This window comes from Lactobacillus sp. N54.MGS-719 (assembly GCF_000980505.1).
GTDB lineage: Bacteria > Bacillota > Bacilli > Lactobacillales > Lactobacillaceae > Lactobacillus > Lactobacillus amylovorus.
Genome location: NZ_LARO01000007.1, coordinates 49,509 through 66,163, shown reverse-complemented (window position 1 = coordinate 66,163; position 16,655 = coordinate 49,509). Strand labels below are relative to the sequence as shown.

The window sequence follows — 16,655 nt, the reverse complement described above, 5'->3', positions numbered from 1 at the left end:
TATTTAACTCGATTCTCCGGGAGCCATTTCCCGATTAGGCCTGTATTTCAAAATAAAATTGCTTAAAATCGTTGATAACACTTGACTTAGAGTAGAAAAAGCATACTTTTTATTATTTCTTATGCATTTTTTCGATTGAAGAATCCCAAAATAAATGAGACTACTAATACCAAGATAACTGCCCCTAATACCGATGGCACTATTGCCATCCCCGCCATTTGCGGTCCCCAGGCGCCAAAGAGTGCTTGACCTAGCGTTGAGCCAACAAGTCCTGCTAAGATATTTGCAAGAAAGCCCATTGAACCACCCCTACCGGTTATGACACCGGCAAGCAGTCCTATTATAGCTCCGACGATTAAAACCAAAATCCAATATATCATAGGATCACCATGTTTCTAACTAAATTAATTTCTTCAAGGATAATCCTATTAGCAGTCTTCATCGATTTGGTGGTCTGCCTCTATATCATCTTTTACCTGTTTGGCCTTAGCCTTTACTTTACCTTTTGTCTTTTGCGCCTTGCCTTCTACTTCACGCGACTTGTCTCCGGTTAATTTACCTTCAACTTCTTTAGCCTTGCCAATTATTTTGTCTTTTAAGCCACTATCCATATTATTCATAAGCGGCTCCTTTCGTTAATAACGTGATACGTTCTATAGTTAATACTACGCTGATTTATCCCTAATTACGTCAAAAAAGACCCAGCTTACGTCTTTCTTAACATGCTGAGCCTTTTTATTGCTTATTCAAGTAAATTGTGTGTTTTTATTTGAGTAAATTCTTTGCCAATTCAAAGTCGCCAAGAGTTGCGGAACCGTTGTCAGCAACAGCTGGACGAACAATCAACTTATCCAAATCTGGAGTTGCGACATAGTTGTTGTTAAATTCATTGAAGAACTTTCTAACCTTAACAAGGTCATCTTCATTTAATACAGAACCACCAACAACCATTACATCTGGACGGGCAGTCATGTAAACATTGAAGAGCATTTGTGCGATGTAGTATGCAGAATATGTGAAGACCTTGTTATCACGTGAAAGCTTTTCACCGGGGATACCGGTTCTGCCTTCAAGACTTGGACCAGCTGCCATACCTTCAACACAAGCGTCGTTGTGGAATGGACAGTGACCCTTGTAGTCATCACCAGGATAACGACGAACGAGCATGTGACCCATTTCTGGGTGGTTGTTCAAACCAAGAAGCTTACCTGCTTGAACAATACCTGCACCAACACCAGTACCAACAGTTGCGTAGAAGTAACTCTTTGAATCATCGCGACCACGGGCAACGTACTCACCGTAACAAGATGCGTTAACGTCAGTCGTCATTGCAACTGGAATGCCAAGTTCTTTTTCAAAGAAGCCCTTAACGTTAGTGCCTGACCAGCCTGGCTTAGGAGTGTCCAAAATGTAACCATAAGTGCGTGACTTAGGGTTGATGTCGATTGGACCAAAAGTACCGATACCCAATGCATCAACTGAGTGCTTCTTAAAGAAATCAACTGTCTTTTGTAAAGTTTCTTTATTAGTTGTAGTAGGAATTCTGTCGCGAGCAACTTCCTTGCCTGTTTCAACGTCTTGAACTGCTACGATAAATTTTGTACCACCGGCTTCGATACTGCCGACATATTTCTTTTCTGCCATTTTCTCATCCTTTTCTTGTATGTTTTTATCTCCGAATAGTTTTGTGCTGATAATATTATAAAGAAAAAAGCCTTTATATGTAAAGGCTTTCATATGTATGTAATTAATTTTATTTACTTACGCTTTATCTACAACTTCTTCAGAATTGATTTCTTCAATTGGCTTACCATTTTTATCAAAGTAGTCATCAAGATCACGACACCAAATCATTGCCATTGTTCCCTGTCCTACATGGACACCAACTACCGGCCCAATAATACTTTCATCGAACTTATATCTAGGGAACTTAGCACGATAATCTTCAATCCATTCTTCTTTCTTATCAGGATCAAGTGAATCAAAAATTGTGCATTGAATATTGTATGGCATGTTCTTAGTTAGATTGTCAAAATCATTTTGCACATGCTTATATGCACGTTTAGTTTGTCTTTCCTTAGCAATTGCAGAGATCTTACCTTCATCTTGCACATCCATTGAAAGAATTGGCTTAATTTTGAACAATGTTCCCACAAAACTGGCAGCGTTAGAAAGTCGACCTGTTCTCTTCAAGTGGCTCAAATTGTCCACCATAAAGCGCACATCCATCGTTTTTTGCAAATCAGATAAATCATGCATAATTAAATCAACGTCGGCTCCAGCCTCGACTAGGCGGCCCGCCAGCATAGCATAATCGGCCTCACCAGCACAGGTGATTTTGCTATCGAATGGATGAATCTTGATTCTAGTTTCGCTATTCGCAATACTTTCAACAGTTGAATAATAACCAGAAATACCACTAGACAAGGTAATTACAATCACATCAGTGTAGCCTTGCTCTACATATTCATCTATTCTTTTTTGCAAGTCACCTGGGGAAGGCTGTGAAGTTGAAGGCAATTCACTTTCATCAGCCAATTTTTTATAAAATTCTTCATAGCCAATATCGATCATATCGCGGTAAGTCTTATCGCCCCACATAATTGGAATTGGCAAAACATCGATATGATACTTTTCTTGTTGCTCTTTAGTTAAGTAAGCTGAGCTATCGGTTAAAACAGCAATTTTCATAATCTTTCTCCTTTGATTGTTACTTATATTTTAACCGATTTCAGATAGCTTTTAGCAAAAAAATAACCTGCTTTTAAAAAAGCAGGTCTTTTTAATAATCAACTTTAGTTATTATTACTACTGCCGCCAGTAGCTTTGTTAACAATCTTTTGGTATTGACGCAAGCCATCGAAGTCTGAGTCTTTGGCACTTACATAGCCATAATGGTTGTAAATACTTTCAATGATTTGCTTACCCTTCTTAGACTTAGCAATGTTCTTGAATGCCTTAGAAAGTTTAGCTCTAAACTTCTTAGGCATGTCTTTTCTAACTGCGATGGTGTCGTTAGGAATCCACTTAGTGAAGTAGATTGGCACAACGTCAGTCATTGCCTTCTTATCGTCTTGAGCTGCGATGTTACGTGCATCTGAGAAGACGAATGCAGCATCAACGTCACCGTTCAATACTGAAAGAACTTCTTGATCATCACCTTTGATGTTAACAAGCTTACATTCCTTAGTAACATTTAAGCCCTTCTTGTAAAGTTCTGCAACTGGGTAAACGTAACCGGATGAAGAACTTGGATCACCGATAGCAATCTTTTTACCTTTAAGGTCCTTCCATGACTTGATTTTAGAACCCTTCTTAACCACGATCATACCGCGGTATTTGTGCATTAAAGTGTGATTCATCTTACCAGATGGTTCATCATAGCCGTAACGTTCAGCTTGTAAAAGTACGTCCGCAATTCCGCGTTTATGAGCAAGGATGTAAGAATATGGTGGCATGAAACCAACGTCAACTTTCTTAGATGACATAGCTTCAACCAAACCACTGTAGTCTGTAGAAACTGTTACGTGAACTGGAATATGCAATTGCTTTTGTAAAAGCGTTCCAAGTGGCTTGGCCTTAGCTTCCATCTTGTTAGCTTGAGTACTTGGTACGAATTCGACATTCAATTCTTTTGGTTCATTTGATGAAGATGAACTACTCTTTTGATTGTTCGAACATGCCGCAAGTGAAACAGTAGCTAAAACTGCTAAAGCTCCAACTAATACTTTTTTAAACTTCATAAACCTGAAATTCCTCCAAAAAATTAATTAATAGGTTTCATCACATAAATAGGTATAACAGAATAAATGCTAGATTTCAATATAAAATGCGAATTATATTATTTATATTTATGATTATTGTTCTGATATTTATTTTATATTTCCTGTGATATCAACATTCGTCACTTAATATTCGGATTTTGAATACTCTTAATAAATAAAAAAGCACATGCTTTTAACATGTGCTTAATTGCCATCAGGATCATCATGAGCATAATCAAGGTTCGAGAAGCGGTTATATGGCTTCGAGAACATTAATTTAACAGTCCCACGACTACCTGAACGGTTCTTTTCAATAATTACTTCAACTTCACCGTTATCGTCTTCTGCTCCGACTTCACTACTGCTACCGCTATTTTCACCATCTTCGGGTTCATCACGATAGTAGTCGTCACGATAAAGGAACGAAACAATATCGGCATCCTGTTCAATTGACCCAGATTCACGAATATCGGACAATACAGGCCGTTTATCTTGACGCTGCTCAACTGACCGTGACAACTGTGAAAGGGCAATGACAGGCACGTGAAGCTCCTTAGCAAGCTTCTTAAGTTGTCTAGAAATTGCGGAAACTTCTTGTTGCCGTGATTCACTACGTGGACCTTCAATCAGCTGCAAGTAGTCGACAACAACTAAACCTAAATTGCCCTTTTCTTTAGCCAGTCGCCGTGACTTGGCACGAATTTCACTCATTTTGATACCTGGCGTATCGTCAATGAAAATGTCGGTGCCAGCTAGTGATCCAGCCGCCATAACCAAATTGTGCCATTCTTCCTGATCTAATTGACCAGTTCTAAGATGCTGTGAATCAATCAGCCCTTCAGAAGCTAACATTCTTTGTACAAGCTGTTCACCACTCATTTCTAGTGAGAACATCGCCACAGATTTATCAGTGTGTAAACCGACATATTGGGCCACATTTAATGCAAAAGAAGTTTTACCAACACCAGGACGAGCGGCAATAATGATCAATTCGTCATCGTGAAAACCAGTAGTCATTTTATCCAGCTCATAGAAACCGGTTGGCAAACCCGTAACCATATTATTATCTTCAGGCAAGTTGTTAATATCATTAATCGTTGAGTTAACAACTTCCTTAATTGATCTAAAGCCACCGGTGTTGTTCTCAGACGAGACATTCATGATCTCGCTTTCCGCGTCATCAAGAATATCCGTTACATCGTCTGAACCATTGATGGCATTAGTAATAATATTTTGACTGGCTGAAATCAGTCTTCTGAGCAAGGCCTTTCTGTGCACAATTTGTGCATAAAAGTTAACGTGTGCCGCAGTTGGCGTGGACATTGCTAATTCTGAAACATAGCCAATGCCACCTATATCATCAAGCTGATTACGTTTATTCAGCTCATCCTGAAGAGTCAGTGGATCAATTGCATCCCCACGATCAGACAAGTCCAGCATTGCCTGGAAAATAATCTGATTTGCGCGTTCATAAAAATCTTCAGGCTGAACGACCGCACTAGCATCCGCAATCGCTTCTGGATCAATGAAAATCGCACCTAGAACGGCTTTTTCAGCGTCGGAGTCATGCGGAATTTGTTGAGAAACAATATTATCCATCAATCACAACCACTTTTTATAAAAATAATTAGTCTTGTTCAGTAACGTGAACGCGAATAGTTCCTTCAACGCCCTTGAATAACTTAACGTGAACGTTAGTGTAACCCAAAGTCTTGATTGGTTCTGGAAGGTTCAACTTACGCTTGTCAATCTTGATACCGTATTGCTTTTCAAGGCCTTCAACAATCTTCTTGCTTGAGATTGAACCGAACAAACGAGAATCGTTACCAGCCTTTGACTTGAAGTTAACAATAGTGCTGTCTTTTTCAAGTTCTGCCTTAATCTTTTCGGCTTCAGCCTTTTCTGCTTCATAAGCAGCCTTTTCGTTAGCTTCAACACGCTTCAAAGTGTTCATGTTACCCTTAGTAGCTGCCTTGGCAAGACCACGCTTGATTAAATAGTTTTGTGCATAGCCATCTGGAACTTCCTTAACTTGTCCACGCTTGCCTCGACCTCTAACGTCTTGTGTAAAAATAACTTTCATTCTCGGGTCCCCCTTTAATCATTTTCTTCTTCATATTCATCAATTGCTTTAAGCAATTTTTGTTTTGCCTCTTCAATAGTAACACCCTTGATCTGAGTTGCCGCATTTGAAAGGTGTCCACCACCGCCGAGTTTTTCCATAATAATTTGAACATTGATCTTGCCCATTGAACGAGCAGAAATACCAATCGTATCTGAGCTACGTCTAGTAATGGCAAAGCTTGCACCTACATTTTCCAAATCAAGCGCAGTATCGGCCGCTTGAGCGGTGATGATCGGATCAATAATCTTATCATCAGGACCACAAAGTACGGCCATATGTGGCTTAACCATCTTGAGCGTTGCGACCAAGTGAGTTCGTTCAAGGAAGCTATCAATGTCTTCTTTTAACAACATGCTTACTACGGCTGAATCGGCACCGATTGAACGCAAGTAACTTGCGGCATCGAAGGTTCTCGTACCAGTTCTAAGTGAGAATTCCTTTGAGTCAACAACGATACCAGCAAGCATGGCTGTTGCTTCAAGGTCAGTCAATACTCGCTTACCATTAGCTGGCTGTTGATATTCAATCATTTCGGTAACCAATTCACAGGCAGACGATGCATATGGTTCAACATATGTAAGCATTGGATTCTCTGGGAATTCCTCGCCACGTCTGTGGTGGTCAATTACGATAATTCTGTTTTTCAACCGGTCATATAACGGTTGTGAATAAGTAATTGAATACTTAGAATGGTCCACCATTACCAACATTGACTTGTCGGTAACCTCGGACAAAGCCTCTTCAGGACTGATAAAGATATCTTTATCCTGATTCTTTTGTTGCATCCGAGTAACCAAACGACCAACGTCATAATTGGTCTTATTGGTATCAAGGACGAAATTGGCTTTAACGCCGTGAAGACGAGCCAATTTTACTACACCAATACCACTACCGACAGAGTCCATGTCAGGACGTTGATGTCCTACTACGAAGACACGATCTGCATCTTTGAACAATTCACTAATTGCTTGAGAAACCATTCTCGCTCTAACACGAGTACGTTTCTCCATTGGGTTGGATTTACCACCGTAGAAACGGGCATCCTTACCTGGCTGACGCAAAACAACCTGATCCCCGCCTCGGCCCAGTGCTAAGTCTAGGTTGGATTGAGCCTGGTTAGCAATTTCGGATAATGAATCACTGCCAAAGGCAATCCCCATCGATAAGGTCAATGGAGTATTGTTACGGCTAGTTTCTTGGCGCACCTTATCCAAAACGGAGAACTTGTCCTTTTCCATTTCTGCCAAATCCTGCATATGAACCAGCAACAGGAAATGATCTTCATCAATCCGCTTTAAATAGGCCTTAAACTTCTTAGCATAATTGCTCAATGTGTTTTGCACATAGGAACTCATGCTGGTCAATTCCTGATCATGCATGGTTTCGCTCAATTCATCGTAGTTATCGATGAAGATTTGACCAATAGCTAGACGCTCAGCCTTATACTTATCTTCAATTTTTGCATAGCGCGTAATATCCAATAGATAAATTACGCCCAAGTTATCTTGAACCACCATCTCAAAGCGATGTCCATCCCAATCGACGATATGATTCTCTGAGGTTTTAGCTTCAATTGCTTCATTAAGCAGCTTATTTAAGTCCGGATCAACAGCCTCAATAGTATGTCCTACCAAATCCGTATCCTTCAAATACAATTGCAAGTATGGATTGACCCATTGAATTTGGTGATCAGAATCATACAGCAAAATACCCAAAGGCATCTTGATCATTGCTTCTTGCTCACTACGCTTTATGCGGTAAGACAAGTTGACTGCGAAGTTATTCGCATTGCCTGCCAAAATATAGGTTCCATAAATTGCAAAAGCAACGGTAAGGATAAAAATCAATACCATTGCCAACCCGAATAACGGATTCATAATCATTGCAATTACGCTTCCCAGTAAGGAAAGCGACAAAATGATTATCATGGAAGCTGTTAATCTTGAATCCTTAATAAACTCAGGCAATTCAAGCTTATGTAAAAAATCTTTCATGAAGATCCTTCCTATAAGAGTAAACTATATCAGTGTCAATTATACCTTATTAAGTACCTGTATTGAAAAGGTTGAAACTAAAAAATCAAATCCAAGTATTCACTCAGATTTGATATGAAAAAAGGCTAGGAGAATATCTCCTAACCTCTGGTTTTTATTCGATCTAAATTAGTCTTCAGCAACGAATGGCAATAAGCCCATGATACGAGCTCTCTTAATTGCATTAGCTACTTTACGTTGGTTCTTAGCACTAGTGCCAGTAACACGACGTGGTAAAATCTTACCTCTTTCTGAGATAAAACGTTTCAACAGATCGACATCTTTGTAGTCAACGTAATCGATGTGGTTAGCTGCAATGTAGTCAACCTTACGACGACGACGGCCACCTCTTCTTTGTTGAGCCATGTTCTAGAATCCTTTCTTAAATTTATTTTTAGAATGGAAGATCATCATCAGAAATATCAATCGTATCACCTGATCCAGCGAATGGATCTTGTGCATTATTTTGATTGTTATTATTCTGTGGATTATTGTTTTGTGATCCGCCATTATTTTGGAAATTGTTAGTACTTGGTGTACTATTATTTCCATTATTTGGTGTATAACCACCATTTTGACCGCGGGCTTCACGATCCTTGCGTGATTCGAGTAATGCGAAGTTATCAACAACAACTTCAGTTACATATACTCTTTGCCCGTCTTTATTATCATAACTTCTGGTTTGAATTCGGCCATCTACACCAACTAATGAACCTTTAGAGGTAAAGTTGCAGAAGTTTTCTGCTGACTTTCTCCAGATTACACAGCTAATGAAGTCTGCGCCTCTCTCACCTTGACTATTTGTAAATTGACGGTCAACAGCAAGAGTAAACGTAGCAACCGAGATTCCGCTCCCAGTAGTACGCAATTCAGGATCACGTGTTAAACGGCCAACAAGTACAACTCTATTAATCATACTTATGTCCTTCCTTTCCTAAATCACATCGATAATAAATTAAAATTATTTGTCTAACTTAACGGTCATTGAACGTAAGATAGCGTTGTCAATCTTTGACAAACGGCTAAATTCGTTAACTGCGTCAGCGTTGTCAGCAGTGAAAGTCATAATGTGGTAAGTACCTTCACGATACTTATCAATTTCATATGCGAAACGACGCTTGCCCCAGTCTTTGGATTCTACCATAGTACCACCGTTATCAGCGATAACCTTGTCGTAGTTTTCTACGAGAGCCTTCTTGTTGTCTTCGTCAACATCTGGCTTGATGATGTAAGTTACTTCGTACTTTGTAGTTGCCATGACTATTGCACCTCCTTTTGGACTATATGGTTCTTGCTAAAATCAAGAACAAGGAGTAATTGGAATATTACTCGCAATTTCTAATTCTAGCATATAAACAAAAAATTACCAAACAGTTTTTCACGTGATCCTGGCAGTTTTTTTACTGCTCACTATTTATTACGCAAAAAAGTTTGATAATTTTTTTAAAAGTTGAAATTTTTTGTTTTTTTAATTATTTATTCATCGTCATCGGTTTGATTTTGTTCAGCTTCAGTTGGAACAATGGTCAAACTTGCAACCTTGCTGTCATCGTTAACCTTAATCAAACGAACACCCATTGTGCTACGTCCAGTTTGAGAAACGTCCTTGGTCTTGAAACGAATCATAATTCCGTTCGTAGTAATTACCATGATGTCCTTGCCTTTGTCCACAACGATTACACCGGCAAGAGGACCATTCTTTTCAGTGATGTTGGCAGTTTTAATACCTTTACCACCACGACCCTTAACTGGGTATTCAGCGGCAGGAGTACGTTTACCGTAACCCTTTTCTGAAATGACTAAGACCTGATCGTCCTTGCCTAAAACGCCTGAGCCGACAACGTAGTCGTTTTCACGCAAGTTGATACCACGAACACCGGCAGCGGTTCTACCCATGGCACGAACGTCGCTTTCCTTGAAGGTAACGGCATAACCCAAGTGAGTACCGATCAAAATGTTTTGGTTGCCATCAGTGGTCAAAACGTTGCTCAATTCATCCCCATCGCGGAGAGTAAGGGCAATCAAACCACTGTTTCTAATGTTAGAAAATTCGCTAACGTGGGTACGCTTAACTGTTCCCATCTTGGTGATAAAGAACAAGTAGTTATCATCCGCATTTTCAGGAATGTTGATAACTGTTTGAACCTTTTCGCCCTTCTCTAATTGGAGCAAGTTAACTACTGGCAAACCTTTAGCCATTCGACCATATTCAGGAATTTCGTAGGCCTTCTTTGAGTAAACCTTACCTGCATTGGTAAAGAACAAAAGCATGTCATGCGTACTTGAGTAAATCAAGTGTTCAATAAAGTCGCCGTCTTGAACACCCATACCTTTAATACCCTTACCACCACGGTTTTGGGTCTTAAATTCTTGGATAGGCATTCTCTTGATGTAGCCGTTATGCGTTACAGTCAAAAGAATGTTTTGCTTTTCAATCAAATCTTCGTCTTCGATTGAAACAACTTCACTGGCACCAATTTCGGTTCTACGCTTATCACCAAAACGCTTTTGGATATCGAGCAATTCATCGTAAATGATTTGGTCGATTCTTTCTGGCTTAGCAAGAATATCCTTGTAGTCTGCAATCTTAGCTTGTAAATCTTTGTATTCAGCTTCAACCTTGTCACGTTCCAATCCGGTCAAACGAACTAAACGCATGTCTAAAATGGCTTGTGATTGTTTATCATCAAGGCCAAAACGACTGATCAAAGTTGCCTTAGCGATATCGCTTGAATGACTGCTACGGATGATGTGGACAATTTCATCGATGTTGTCCAAGGCAATTCTCAAACCTTCGAGAATGTGTGCTCTTGCTTCAGCCTTAGCTAATTCGAACTTAGTTCTGCGAGTTACAACATCTTCTTGGTGATCCAAGTAGTATTGGAGCATTTGCTTCAAGGTGAGGTAATGTGGTGCACCATCAACAATGGCAACCATATTCATCCCGAAGTTGGCCTGCATTTGAGTTTGCTTGAACAAGTTGTTTAAAACAACGCTCGCACTTGCATCCCTACGGATATCAATTGTGATCCGCATACCAGTCTGGTCGGATTCATCACGAACACCGGTAATTCCATCGATGATCTTTTCACGAGCCAAGTCAGCAATCTTTTTAACTAATTCAGCCTTGTTAACCATGAATGGAATTTCGCTGACTATAATTCTTTCACGGCCACTCTTTTCGGTTTCGATATTCGTTTTGGCACGAACAACGATGTTGCCCTTACCAGTTTCATAAGCACGGTAAATACCGCCACGGCCCATGATAATTCCGCCTGTTGGGAAGTCCGGACCTGGAATAACTTTCATCAAATCCTTGGTAGTAGCGTCAGGATTTTTCATCAACATGTGCAAACCACTAATAACTTCACCCAAGTTATGAGGTGGAATGTTAGTGGTCATACCAACGGCAATACCGTTAGCACCGTTGACAAGCAAGTTAGGAATTCTAGCTGGCAAAACTACTGGTTCATTTTCGGTATCATCGTAGTTTCTTTGCCAGTCGATCGTGTTCTTGTTAATATCACGAAGCATTTCCACAGCGATCTTGCTCATTCTTGCTTCGGTATAACGCATTGCGGCTGGTTCATCACCGTCGACAGAACCGAAGTTTCCGTGTCCGTCAACCAACATGTAACGGTATGAGAAGTCTTGTGCCATGTGGGCCATAGCCAAATAAATTGATGAGTCACCGTGTGGGTGGAACTTACCCATAACTTCACCAACAATTCTGGCACTCTTCTTGTATGGCTTGTCAGGTGTTACGCCCAATTCGCTCATTCCGTAAAGAATACGACGCTGTACTGGTTTTAAACCATCACGAACATCAGGTAAAGCACGTGCCACAATAACTGACATCGCATAGTCCAAGAAGGAGCTACGCATCATGCTGGTCAGATCAACGTTTCTAATTCTATGATCTTGAGTTTGATTCTCGTCCATTTAAAACCTCCTACGCATCTAGGTTTTCTACATACTTGGCGTTCTTTTCAATAAAGCTACGTCTAGGTGCAACTTCATTACCCATCAAAAGTTCAAAGACCGCATCGGCATCTTTAGCATATTCAGGACTTACACGATCTAATCGTCTGTTTTCAGGATTCATGGTTGTTTCCCAAAGTTGTTCTGGGTCCATTTCACCTAACCCCTTGTAACGTTGAACTACTGGCTTTGGACTTGGTTGCAAGCTGCCTAAGTAGTCGTGCAATTCTTCGTCAGTATCAAGATATTTAACAACCTTGCCTTGACGAACTTGGTACAGAGGTGGACGAGCGATATAAACATATCCCTTGTCGATCATTGGACGCATGTAGTTGTAGAACAGTGTTAAAAGAAGAGTTCTAATGTGGGCACCATCGACATCGGCATCAGTCATGATAATCAACTTGTGATAACGTGCCTTTGAAACATCGAAGTCTGCGCCGAAGCCTGTGCCTAAAGCTGTGAATAAAGATCTAATTTCTTGGTTAGCCAAAATTCGATCCATTGAAGCTTTTTCCACATTCAAGATCTTACCTCTGATTGGCAAAATAGCTTGAGTCAAACGAGATCTACCTTGCTTTGCGGAACCACCGGCTGAGTTACCTTCGACGATGAACAATTCTGAAATGCTTGGATCATTACTGGTGTTGTCAGCCAGCTTACCTGGCAAGTTGGCAATTTCCAAACCAGACTTTTTACGCGTTACTTCACGCGCACGCTTAGCAGCAGTTCTAGCACGTTCTGCTAATTGACCTTTTTCCACAATCTTACGCCCAACTGATGGGTTTTCCATTAAAAAGCGGCTAAAGGTTTCAGAGAATGACTTGTCAACAGCAGTTCTAGCATCTGAGTTACCCAGCTTGGTCTTAGTCTGACCTTCGAATTGTGGATTAGGGTGCTTAACTGAAACAACTGCAGTCATCCCTTCACGAATATCTTCACCAGAAAGATTATCGTCTTTGTCCTTTAAGATCTTAGCCTTGTGGGCATAGTCGTTAACCACACGCGTTAAAGCGGTCTTAAATCCAGCTTCGTGCATCCCACCTTCATAGGTGTGAATGTTGTTAGCGAAGGTCATTAACGTTGTCTTATAGCCATTTGTATATTGCAAAGCTACTTCAACGTCGATACCGTTATAAGTGCTTTCCACATAGATAGGATCATCAAACAGTACTTCTTGGTCCTTGTTCAAAAAGGCAACGTATTCTTTGATACCACCTTCAAACTTGTAAACATCGGTTTCTGCACTATCTTTACGCTTATCAGTAAAGGTAAGTGTTAATCCCTTGTTCAAAAAGGCTAATTCACGAATTCTGTTCTTTAAAATCTTGTCGTCAAAGACGGTAGTTTCGGTAAAGATATCAGGATCTGGGTAAAAGTGAACGATAGTACCGTGTTCACTAAGTGGAACCGTACCGATTTGTTTCATCTCATCCTTTACACGACCGTGATCAAAGTCAATGAAGTACTTCTTGCCATCACGCATAACAGTAACATCAAGCTTTGTGGATAAGGCGTTAACAACTGAAGCACCTACACCGTGCAAACCACCTGAAACTTTATATCCGCCACCGCCAAATTTACCGCCGGCGTGAAGAACAGTGAAGACAGTTTCAAGTGCTGGACGACCAGTTTTTTCTTGGATATCCACAGGAATACCACGACCATCATCTTGAACAGTAACGCTGCCATCTTCGTTGATAGTAACCTCGATCTTGGTGGCAAAACCAGCAAGTCGTTCGTCAATACTGTTATCAATAATTTCCCACACTAAATGGTGCAATCCTTGAGAACTAGTCGAACCGATATACATACCAGGACGCTTGCGGACAGCCTCAAGACCACCTAAGACTTGGATTTGACTGGCATTATACTTGTCGGCCTCTTTTTCATATTTTTTGACCTTATCAAGATTTTCTTTTGATTTATCAGCCATTTAATTCTCCTTCTCCAAACTAATTTTGCCTGATTGAATGTGGTACACGCGTGGCTTCTTGATTATTTCCCAAGAAATCCCCTCTAAGTCAGTTGTGGTAATAAACGTTTGGGTCTTTCCATGAATGTAATTAAGAAGTGCACTCTGACGACCATGATCCAATTCGCTCATGACATCATCTAACAGCAATAACGGATATTCATCGGTCAACTGGTGAACCAACTGAATTTCCGCTAGTTTTACGCTAAGAGCGATGGAGCGCTGCTGCCCTTGCGAAGCATACAAATGAGCATTTTTACCATCAAGCTTAAACTCAATATCATCGCGATGCGGACCAGATGTAGTAGTTCCTTTGCGGATTTCGGTTGCTTTATTGCGTTCAAAACTTGCTAGGATCTTTTGGTAGATCGTTTCGGTATTATCGTCTGCTTCAATATCTGAAACAGATGGATGATACGCAATTGCGAGTTTTTCACCGCCTAAGCTAATATGTGCATAAGCATCACTAGCGTAATGACTCAAATATCTTAGAAATTTAAAGCGGCGAGAAATTACTTCTGCCGCGATACCAGCTAACTGATCTGACAAAACGTCTAGAAAAACCTGATCTTTCGCCTTGCCTTTAGACAGTTGCTTTAAATAATTATTCTTCTGCATCAGTACCTGGCGATACTTGCTGGCAAAATATAGATATTCCGGATTAATTTGACCAAATTCTTGATCCATGAATCGACGTCGCAAAGCTGGCGCACCCTTTATCAACTCCAAATCTTCTGGAGAAAATAAAATTGCATTCAGCTGCCCCACATATTTGGAGAGCTTGCTTTGCTCAACCCGGTTTATCCACACTTTTTTACCCTTTTTTGTGATTAACACTCGCAAAGTCAGATCAACTTGACTCTTTTGCACATGACCTAATAAATTTGCGTATTCTCCATCAAAACCAATTAATTCTTTATCATTATTCGTTCTATGGGAACGTGTTAATGCCAAAAAATAAATTGCCTCTAGCAAATTAGTCTTGCCTTGTGCATTCTTGCCAATAAAAATATTGACGTTAGGGTCAAAGTCCACATCCAACTTTTTCAAATTGCGAAAGTTTTGCACAGTGAAATGATCAAGATACATTAATCTTCCTGCCGAAACTCGTACTCTTGTCCATTTACGAGCAAACGATCGTTAGCAAAGATTTTTTTGCCGCGTCGCTGCTCGAGTTCTCCATTTAAAGTTACGGGATTATCTTGCAGATAAAACTTCGCTTGTCCACCGGATGAAATAAAGCTTTCCTCCTTCAGGAATTGTCCCAAAGTTATGTACTCGCCTGTAATTGTAAAATACTTGATAATACTCACCTTCAATGCCCTTTATACCTATATAATTATATTAGTTTTCGACAAAAATAACAAACCTAAAACGCTATTTAAAGCGATATAAGCGTTTTTTTAAAAAATAAACTAATCATACTAGGCCGAAGAAAAAGTAACAGAGACCGATTTTTGACGCTTTAAACAAAAAACAAAAAAATAAAAGCCACCTTTTGCGGTGGCTTTTTAAGAAGCTTAATCTTAATATTGTGTAATTGATTAATAAGTTCTAACCGGAGTAATCAATTGAACGAAGTCAACGTCTTCTTTATCAGGATTGATGACAAATGGACGAAGTGGTTTAGTAAAGTTCATAATTACTGAATCAGTAACAGAAGCTCTGAGGGCATCGCGCATGTAATCTGGGTTAAATGAAATTTCCAAATTATTACCTTCCAAGTTTCTGAAGCTAACATCTTCTTCTACGTTACCAATTTCAGCTGATTTACCTGATAACTTAGCAGTTTGGTTTCCCACATCCAAAGTTAACGTTACAACGTTGTTGCGGCCAGCGTGCGTTAACAAACTTGCACGTTCAAGCGCACTAGATAATTCAGGAATATCAAATTCAATGCTGGTAGTCTTTTCGGTCGGAATCAAACGATCGGTATCAGGGTAATTACCGTCAAGCAAACGTGAGTAGAATGAAAGATTGCCAATTACAAAGAGCGCTTGATTGTCCCCTGGGCAAACTTTTACTTCTGGGTCTGCTTCGGCAATAATTCTTGCCAATTCTTGTAAGCTCTTCCCTGGAATAATTAAATCAGTTTCTGATTGAGGTCCGTTTTCTAAAGCAATAGTTCTTTGTGAAAGACGGTGTGAATCAGTGGCAACCGCCTTAATGCTATCAGGATTAAAAAAGAAACGTACACCAGTTAAAATTGCTCTTGTTTGATCATTTGAAGTAGCAAATTGTGTTTCATTGATAATTTCTCTGAAAGTTTTACCTGAAATAGTAAATGATGTAGCATCAGAAATTTCTGGTAAACGAGGATAATTATTGGCATCCAAACCATTAATCGTAAATTCACTACTTTCAGATACGATTTGAGTTTGGAAACTTTCTTTTACTTCAAAAGAGAAATCTTTACCTGGCAACTTTTTAACAATTTCACTGAAAAATCTAGCAGGCAAAACAATTGATCCTGTAGATTCTACGTTCAAGTCCTCATTTACAGGAATCTTGATTTCAATAGAAATATCTGTATCGCTACCTGTTAAAGTTAATTCAGCTTCTGTTAAATCCAATTTGATCCCACTAAGAATTGGAATAGTAGCTCTTGATGAAATGGCACGCATAACATTGTTTAAGTTCTCGATAAACAGGTTGCGATTGATCGTAAATTTCATTTTAATCCTCCTAAACGAAAGTGACTTTTCTTTTTTATTTAATTATATATTTAATTAGTAGTAGTAGGGCCTGTGAATTCTGTTGAAAACTCATAAGAAGCC

16 protein-coding genes are annotated in these 16,655 nt (G+C 39.7%); all 16 read right to left on the bottom strand.

Annotated features, from left to right (window positions below; translation table 11 throughout):
• Positions 1-119 precede the first annotated feature (119 nt).
• A complete protein-coding gene (locus WS44_RS02530; RefSeq protein ID WP_046432917.1) occupies positions 120-380 on the bottom strand; it encodes a GlsB/YeaQ/YmgE family stress response membrane protein in 261 nt (86 codons plus the stop codon).
• Between the two features lie 48 nt (positions 381-428).
• Complete coding sequence (locus tag WS44_RS02525) at positions 429-611, bottom strand: CsbD family protein (RefSeq protein WP_013436854.1); 183 nt, start codon at positions 609-611, stop codon at positions 429-431.
• Positions 612-765: 154 nt separating this feature from the next.
• Positions 766-1,644 carry an ROK family protein gene (locus WS44_RS02520; protein ID WP_046432911.1) on the bottom strand — a complete coding sequence of 293 codons (879 nt, stop codon included), beginning with the start codon at positions 1,642-1,644 and terminating at the stop codon, positions 766-768.
• Positions 1,645-1,761: 117 nt separating this feature from the next.
• Positions 1,762-2,691, bottom strand: a complete 930-nt coding sequence (locus tag WS44_RS02515) for a DegV family protein (RefSeq protein ID WP_013436852.1) — start codon at positions 2,689-2,691, stop codon at positions 1,762-1,764.
• A 104-nt stretch (positions 2,692-2,795) separates the two neighbouring features.
• Complete coding sequence (locus tag WS44_RS02510; protein WP_013436851.1) at positions 2,796-3,743, bottom strand: phosphate/phosphite/phosphonate ABC transporter substrate-binding protein; 948 nt, start codon at positions 3,741-3,743, stop codon at positions 2,796-2,798.
• 225 nt (positions 3,744-3,968) lie between these two features.
• A complete protein-coding gene (gene dnaB / locus WS44_RS02505) occupies positions 3,969-5,363 on the bottom strand; it encodes a replicative DNA helicase (protein WP_013436850.1) in 1,395 nt (464 codons plus the stop codon).
• A 28-nt stretch (positions 5,364-5,391) separates the two neighbouring features.
• On the bottom strand, positions 5,392-5,847 hold the full coding sequence (gene rplI / locus WS44_RS02500) for a 50S ribosomal protein L9 (protein WP_013436849.1): 456 nt from the start codon (positions 5,845-5,847) through the stop codon (positions 5,392-5,394).
• Between the two features lie 14 nt (positions 5,848-5,861).
• On the bottom strand, positions 5,862-7,883 hold the full coding sequence (locus tag WS44_RS02495; protein ID WP_013436848.1) for a DHH family phosphoesterase: 2,022 nt from the start codon (positions 7,881-7,883) through the stop codon (positions 5,862-5,864).
• A gap of 168 nt (positions 7,884-8,051) precedes the next feature.
• The gene (rpsR, locus tag WS44_RS02490; RefSeq protein WP_003549366.1) at positions 8,052-8,288 is read right to left on the bottom strand and encodes a 30S ribosomal protein S18; all 237 of its coding nucleotides are present in this window, start codon (positions 8,286-8,288) and stop codon (positions 8,052-8,054) included.
• 28 nt (positions 8,289-8,316) lie between these two features.
• On the bottom strand, positions 8,317-8,838 hold the full coding sequence (gene ssb, locus WS44_RS02485) for a single-stranded DNA-binding protein (protein WP_013436847.1): 522 nt from the start codon (positions 8,836-8,838) through the stop codon (positions 8,317-8,319).
• A gap of 45 nt (positions 8,839-8,883) precedes the next feature.
• Entirely contained in the window at positions 8,884-9,180 is a 297-nt protein-coding gene (gene rpsF / locus WS44_RS02480; RefSeq protein ID WP_005723612.1) for a 30S ribosomal protein S6, read from the bottom strand.
• Positions 9,181-9,398: 218 nt separating this feature from the next.
• Positions 9,399-11,864 (bottom strand): DNA gyrase subunit A, encoded by a 2,466-nt coding sequence (gene gyrA, locus WS44_RS02475; RefSeq protein WP_046432905.1) that lies wholly within the window; start codon positions 11,862-11,864, stop codon positions 9,399-9,401.
• Positions 11,865-11,874: 10 nt separating this feature from the next.
• Positions 11,875-13,839, bottom strand: coding sequence for a DNA topoisomerase (ATP-hydrolyzing) subunit B (gene gyrB, locus WS44_RS02470; RefSeq protein WP_013436845.1), 1,965 nt, complete (start codon positions 13,837-13,839; stop codon positions 11,875-11,877).
• Positions 13,840-14,967 carry a DNA replication/repair protein RecF gene (gene recF, locus WS44_RS02465; protein ID WP_013436844.1) on the bottom strand — a complete coding sequence of 376 codons (1,128 nt, stop codon included), beginning with the start codon at positions 14,965-14,967 and terminating at the stop codon, positions 13,840-13,842.
• The gene (gene yaaA, locus WS44_RS02460) at positions 14,967-15,191 is read right to left on the bottom strand and encodes a S4 domain-containing protein YaaA (RefSeq protein ID WP_013436843.1); all 225 of its coding nucleotides are present in this window, start codon (positions 15,189-15,191) and stop codon (positions 14,967-14,969) included. Before yaaA ends, recF begins: the two co-directional genes overlap by 1 nt.
• 231 nt (positions 15,192-15,422) lie before the next feature.
• Positions 15,423-16,553, bottom strand: a complete 1,131-nt coding sequence (dnaN, locus tag WS44_RS02455; RefSeq protein ID WP_046432901.1) for a DNA polymerase III subunit beta — start codon at positions 16,551-16,553, stop codon at positions 15,423-15,425.
• Between the last annotated feature and the right edge of the window lie 102 nt (positions 16,554-16,655).

What these genes read in the sequence shown, in the direction of transcription:
- WS44_RS02515 (WP_013436852.1), bottom strand. Translation starts at nt 2,691, where the DNA reads ATGAAAATTGCTGTTTTAACCGATAGCTCAGCTTACTTAACTAAAGAG.
- ssb (WP_013436847.1), bottom strand. Translation starts at nt 8,838, where the DNA reads ATGATTAATAGAGTTGTACTTGTTGGCCGTTTAACACGTGATCCTGAA.
- gyrA (WP_046432905.1), bottom strand. Translation starts at nt 11,864, where the DNA reads ATGGACGAGAATCAAACTCAAGATCATAGAATTAGAAACGTTGATCTG.
- rplI (WP_013436849.1), bottom strand. Translation starts at nt 5,847, where the DNA reads ATGAAAGTTATTTTTACACAAGACGTTAGAGGTCGAGGCAAGCGTGGA.
- WS44_RS02525 (WP_013436854.1), bottom strand. Translation starts at nt 611, where the DNA reads ATGGATAGTGGCTTAAAAGACAAAATAATTGGCAAGGCTAAAGAAGTT.
- dnaB (WP_013436850.1), bottom strand. Translation starts at nt 5,363, where the DNA reads ATGGATAATATTGTTTCTCAACAAATTCCGCATGACTCCGACGCTGAA.
- rpsR (WP_003549366.1), bottom strand. Translation starts at nt 8,288, where the DNA reads ATGGCTCAACAAAGAAGAGGTGGCCGTCGTCGTCGTAAGGTTGACTAC.
- WS44_RS02520 (WP_046432911.1), bottom strand. Translation starts at nt 1,644, where the DNA reads ATGGCAGAAAAGAAATATGTCGGCAGTATCGAAGCCGGTGGTACAAAA.
- WS44_RS02495 (WP_013436848.1), bottom strand. Translation starts at nt 7,883, where the DNA reads ATGAAAGATTTTTTACATAAGCTTGAATTGCCTGAGTTTATTAAGGAT.
- WS44_RS02510 (WP_013436851.1), bottom strand. Translation starts at nt 3,743, where the DNA reads ATGAAGTTTAAAAAAGTATTAGTTGGAGCTTTAGCAGTTTTAGCTACT.
- rpsF (WP_005723612.1), bottom strand. Translation starts at nt 9,180, where the DNA reads ATGGCAACTACAAAGTACGAAGTAACTTACATCATCAAGCCAGATGTT.
- gyrB (WP_013436845.1), bottom strand. Translation starts at nt 13,839, where the DNA reads ATGGCTGATAAATCAAAAGAAAATCTTGATAAGGTCAAAAAATATGAA.
- WS44_RS02530 (WP_046432917.1), bottom strand. Translation starts at nt 380, where the DNA reads ATGATATATTGGATTTTGGTTTTAATCGTCGGAGCTATAATAGGACTG.
- dnaN (WP_046432901.1), bottom strand. Translation starts at nt 16,553, where the DNA reads ATGAAATTTACGATCAATCGCAACCTGTTTATCGAGAACTTAAACAAT.
- recF (WP_013436844.1), bottom strand. Translation starts at nt 14,967, where the DNA reads ATGTATCTTGATCATTTCACTGTGCAAAACTTTCGCAATTTGAAAAAG.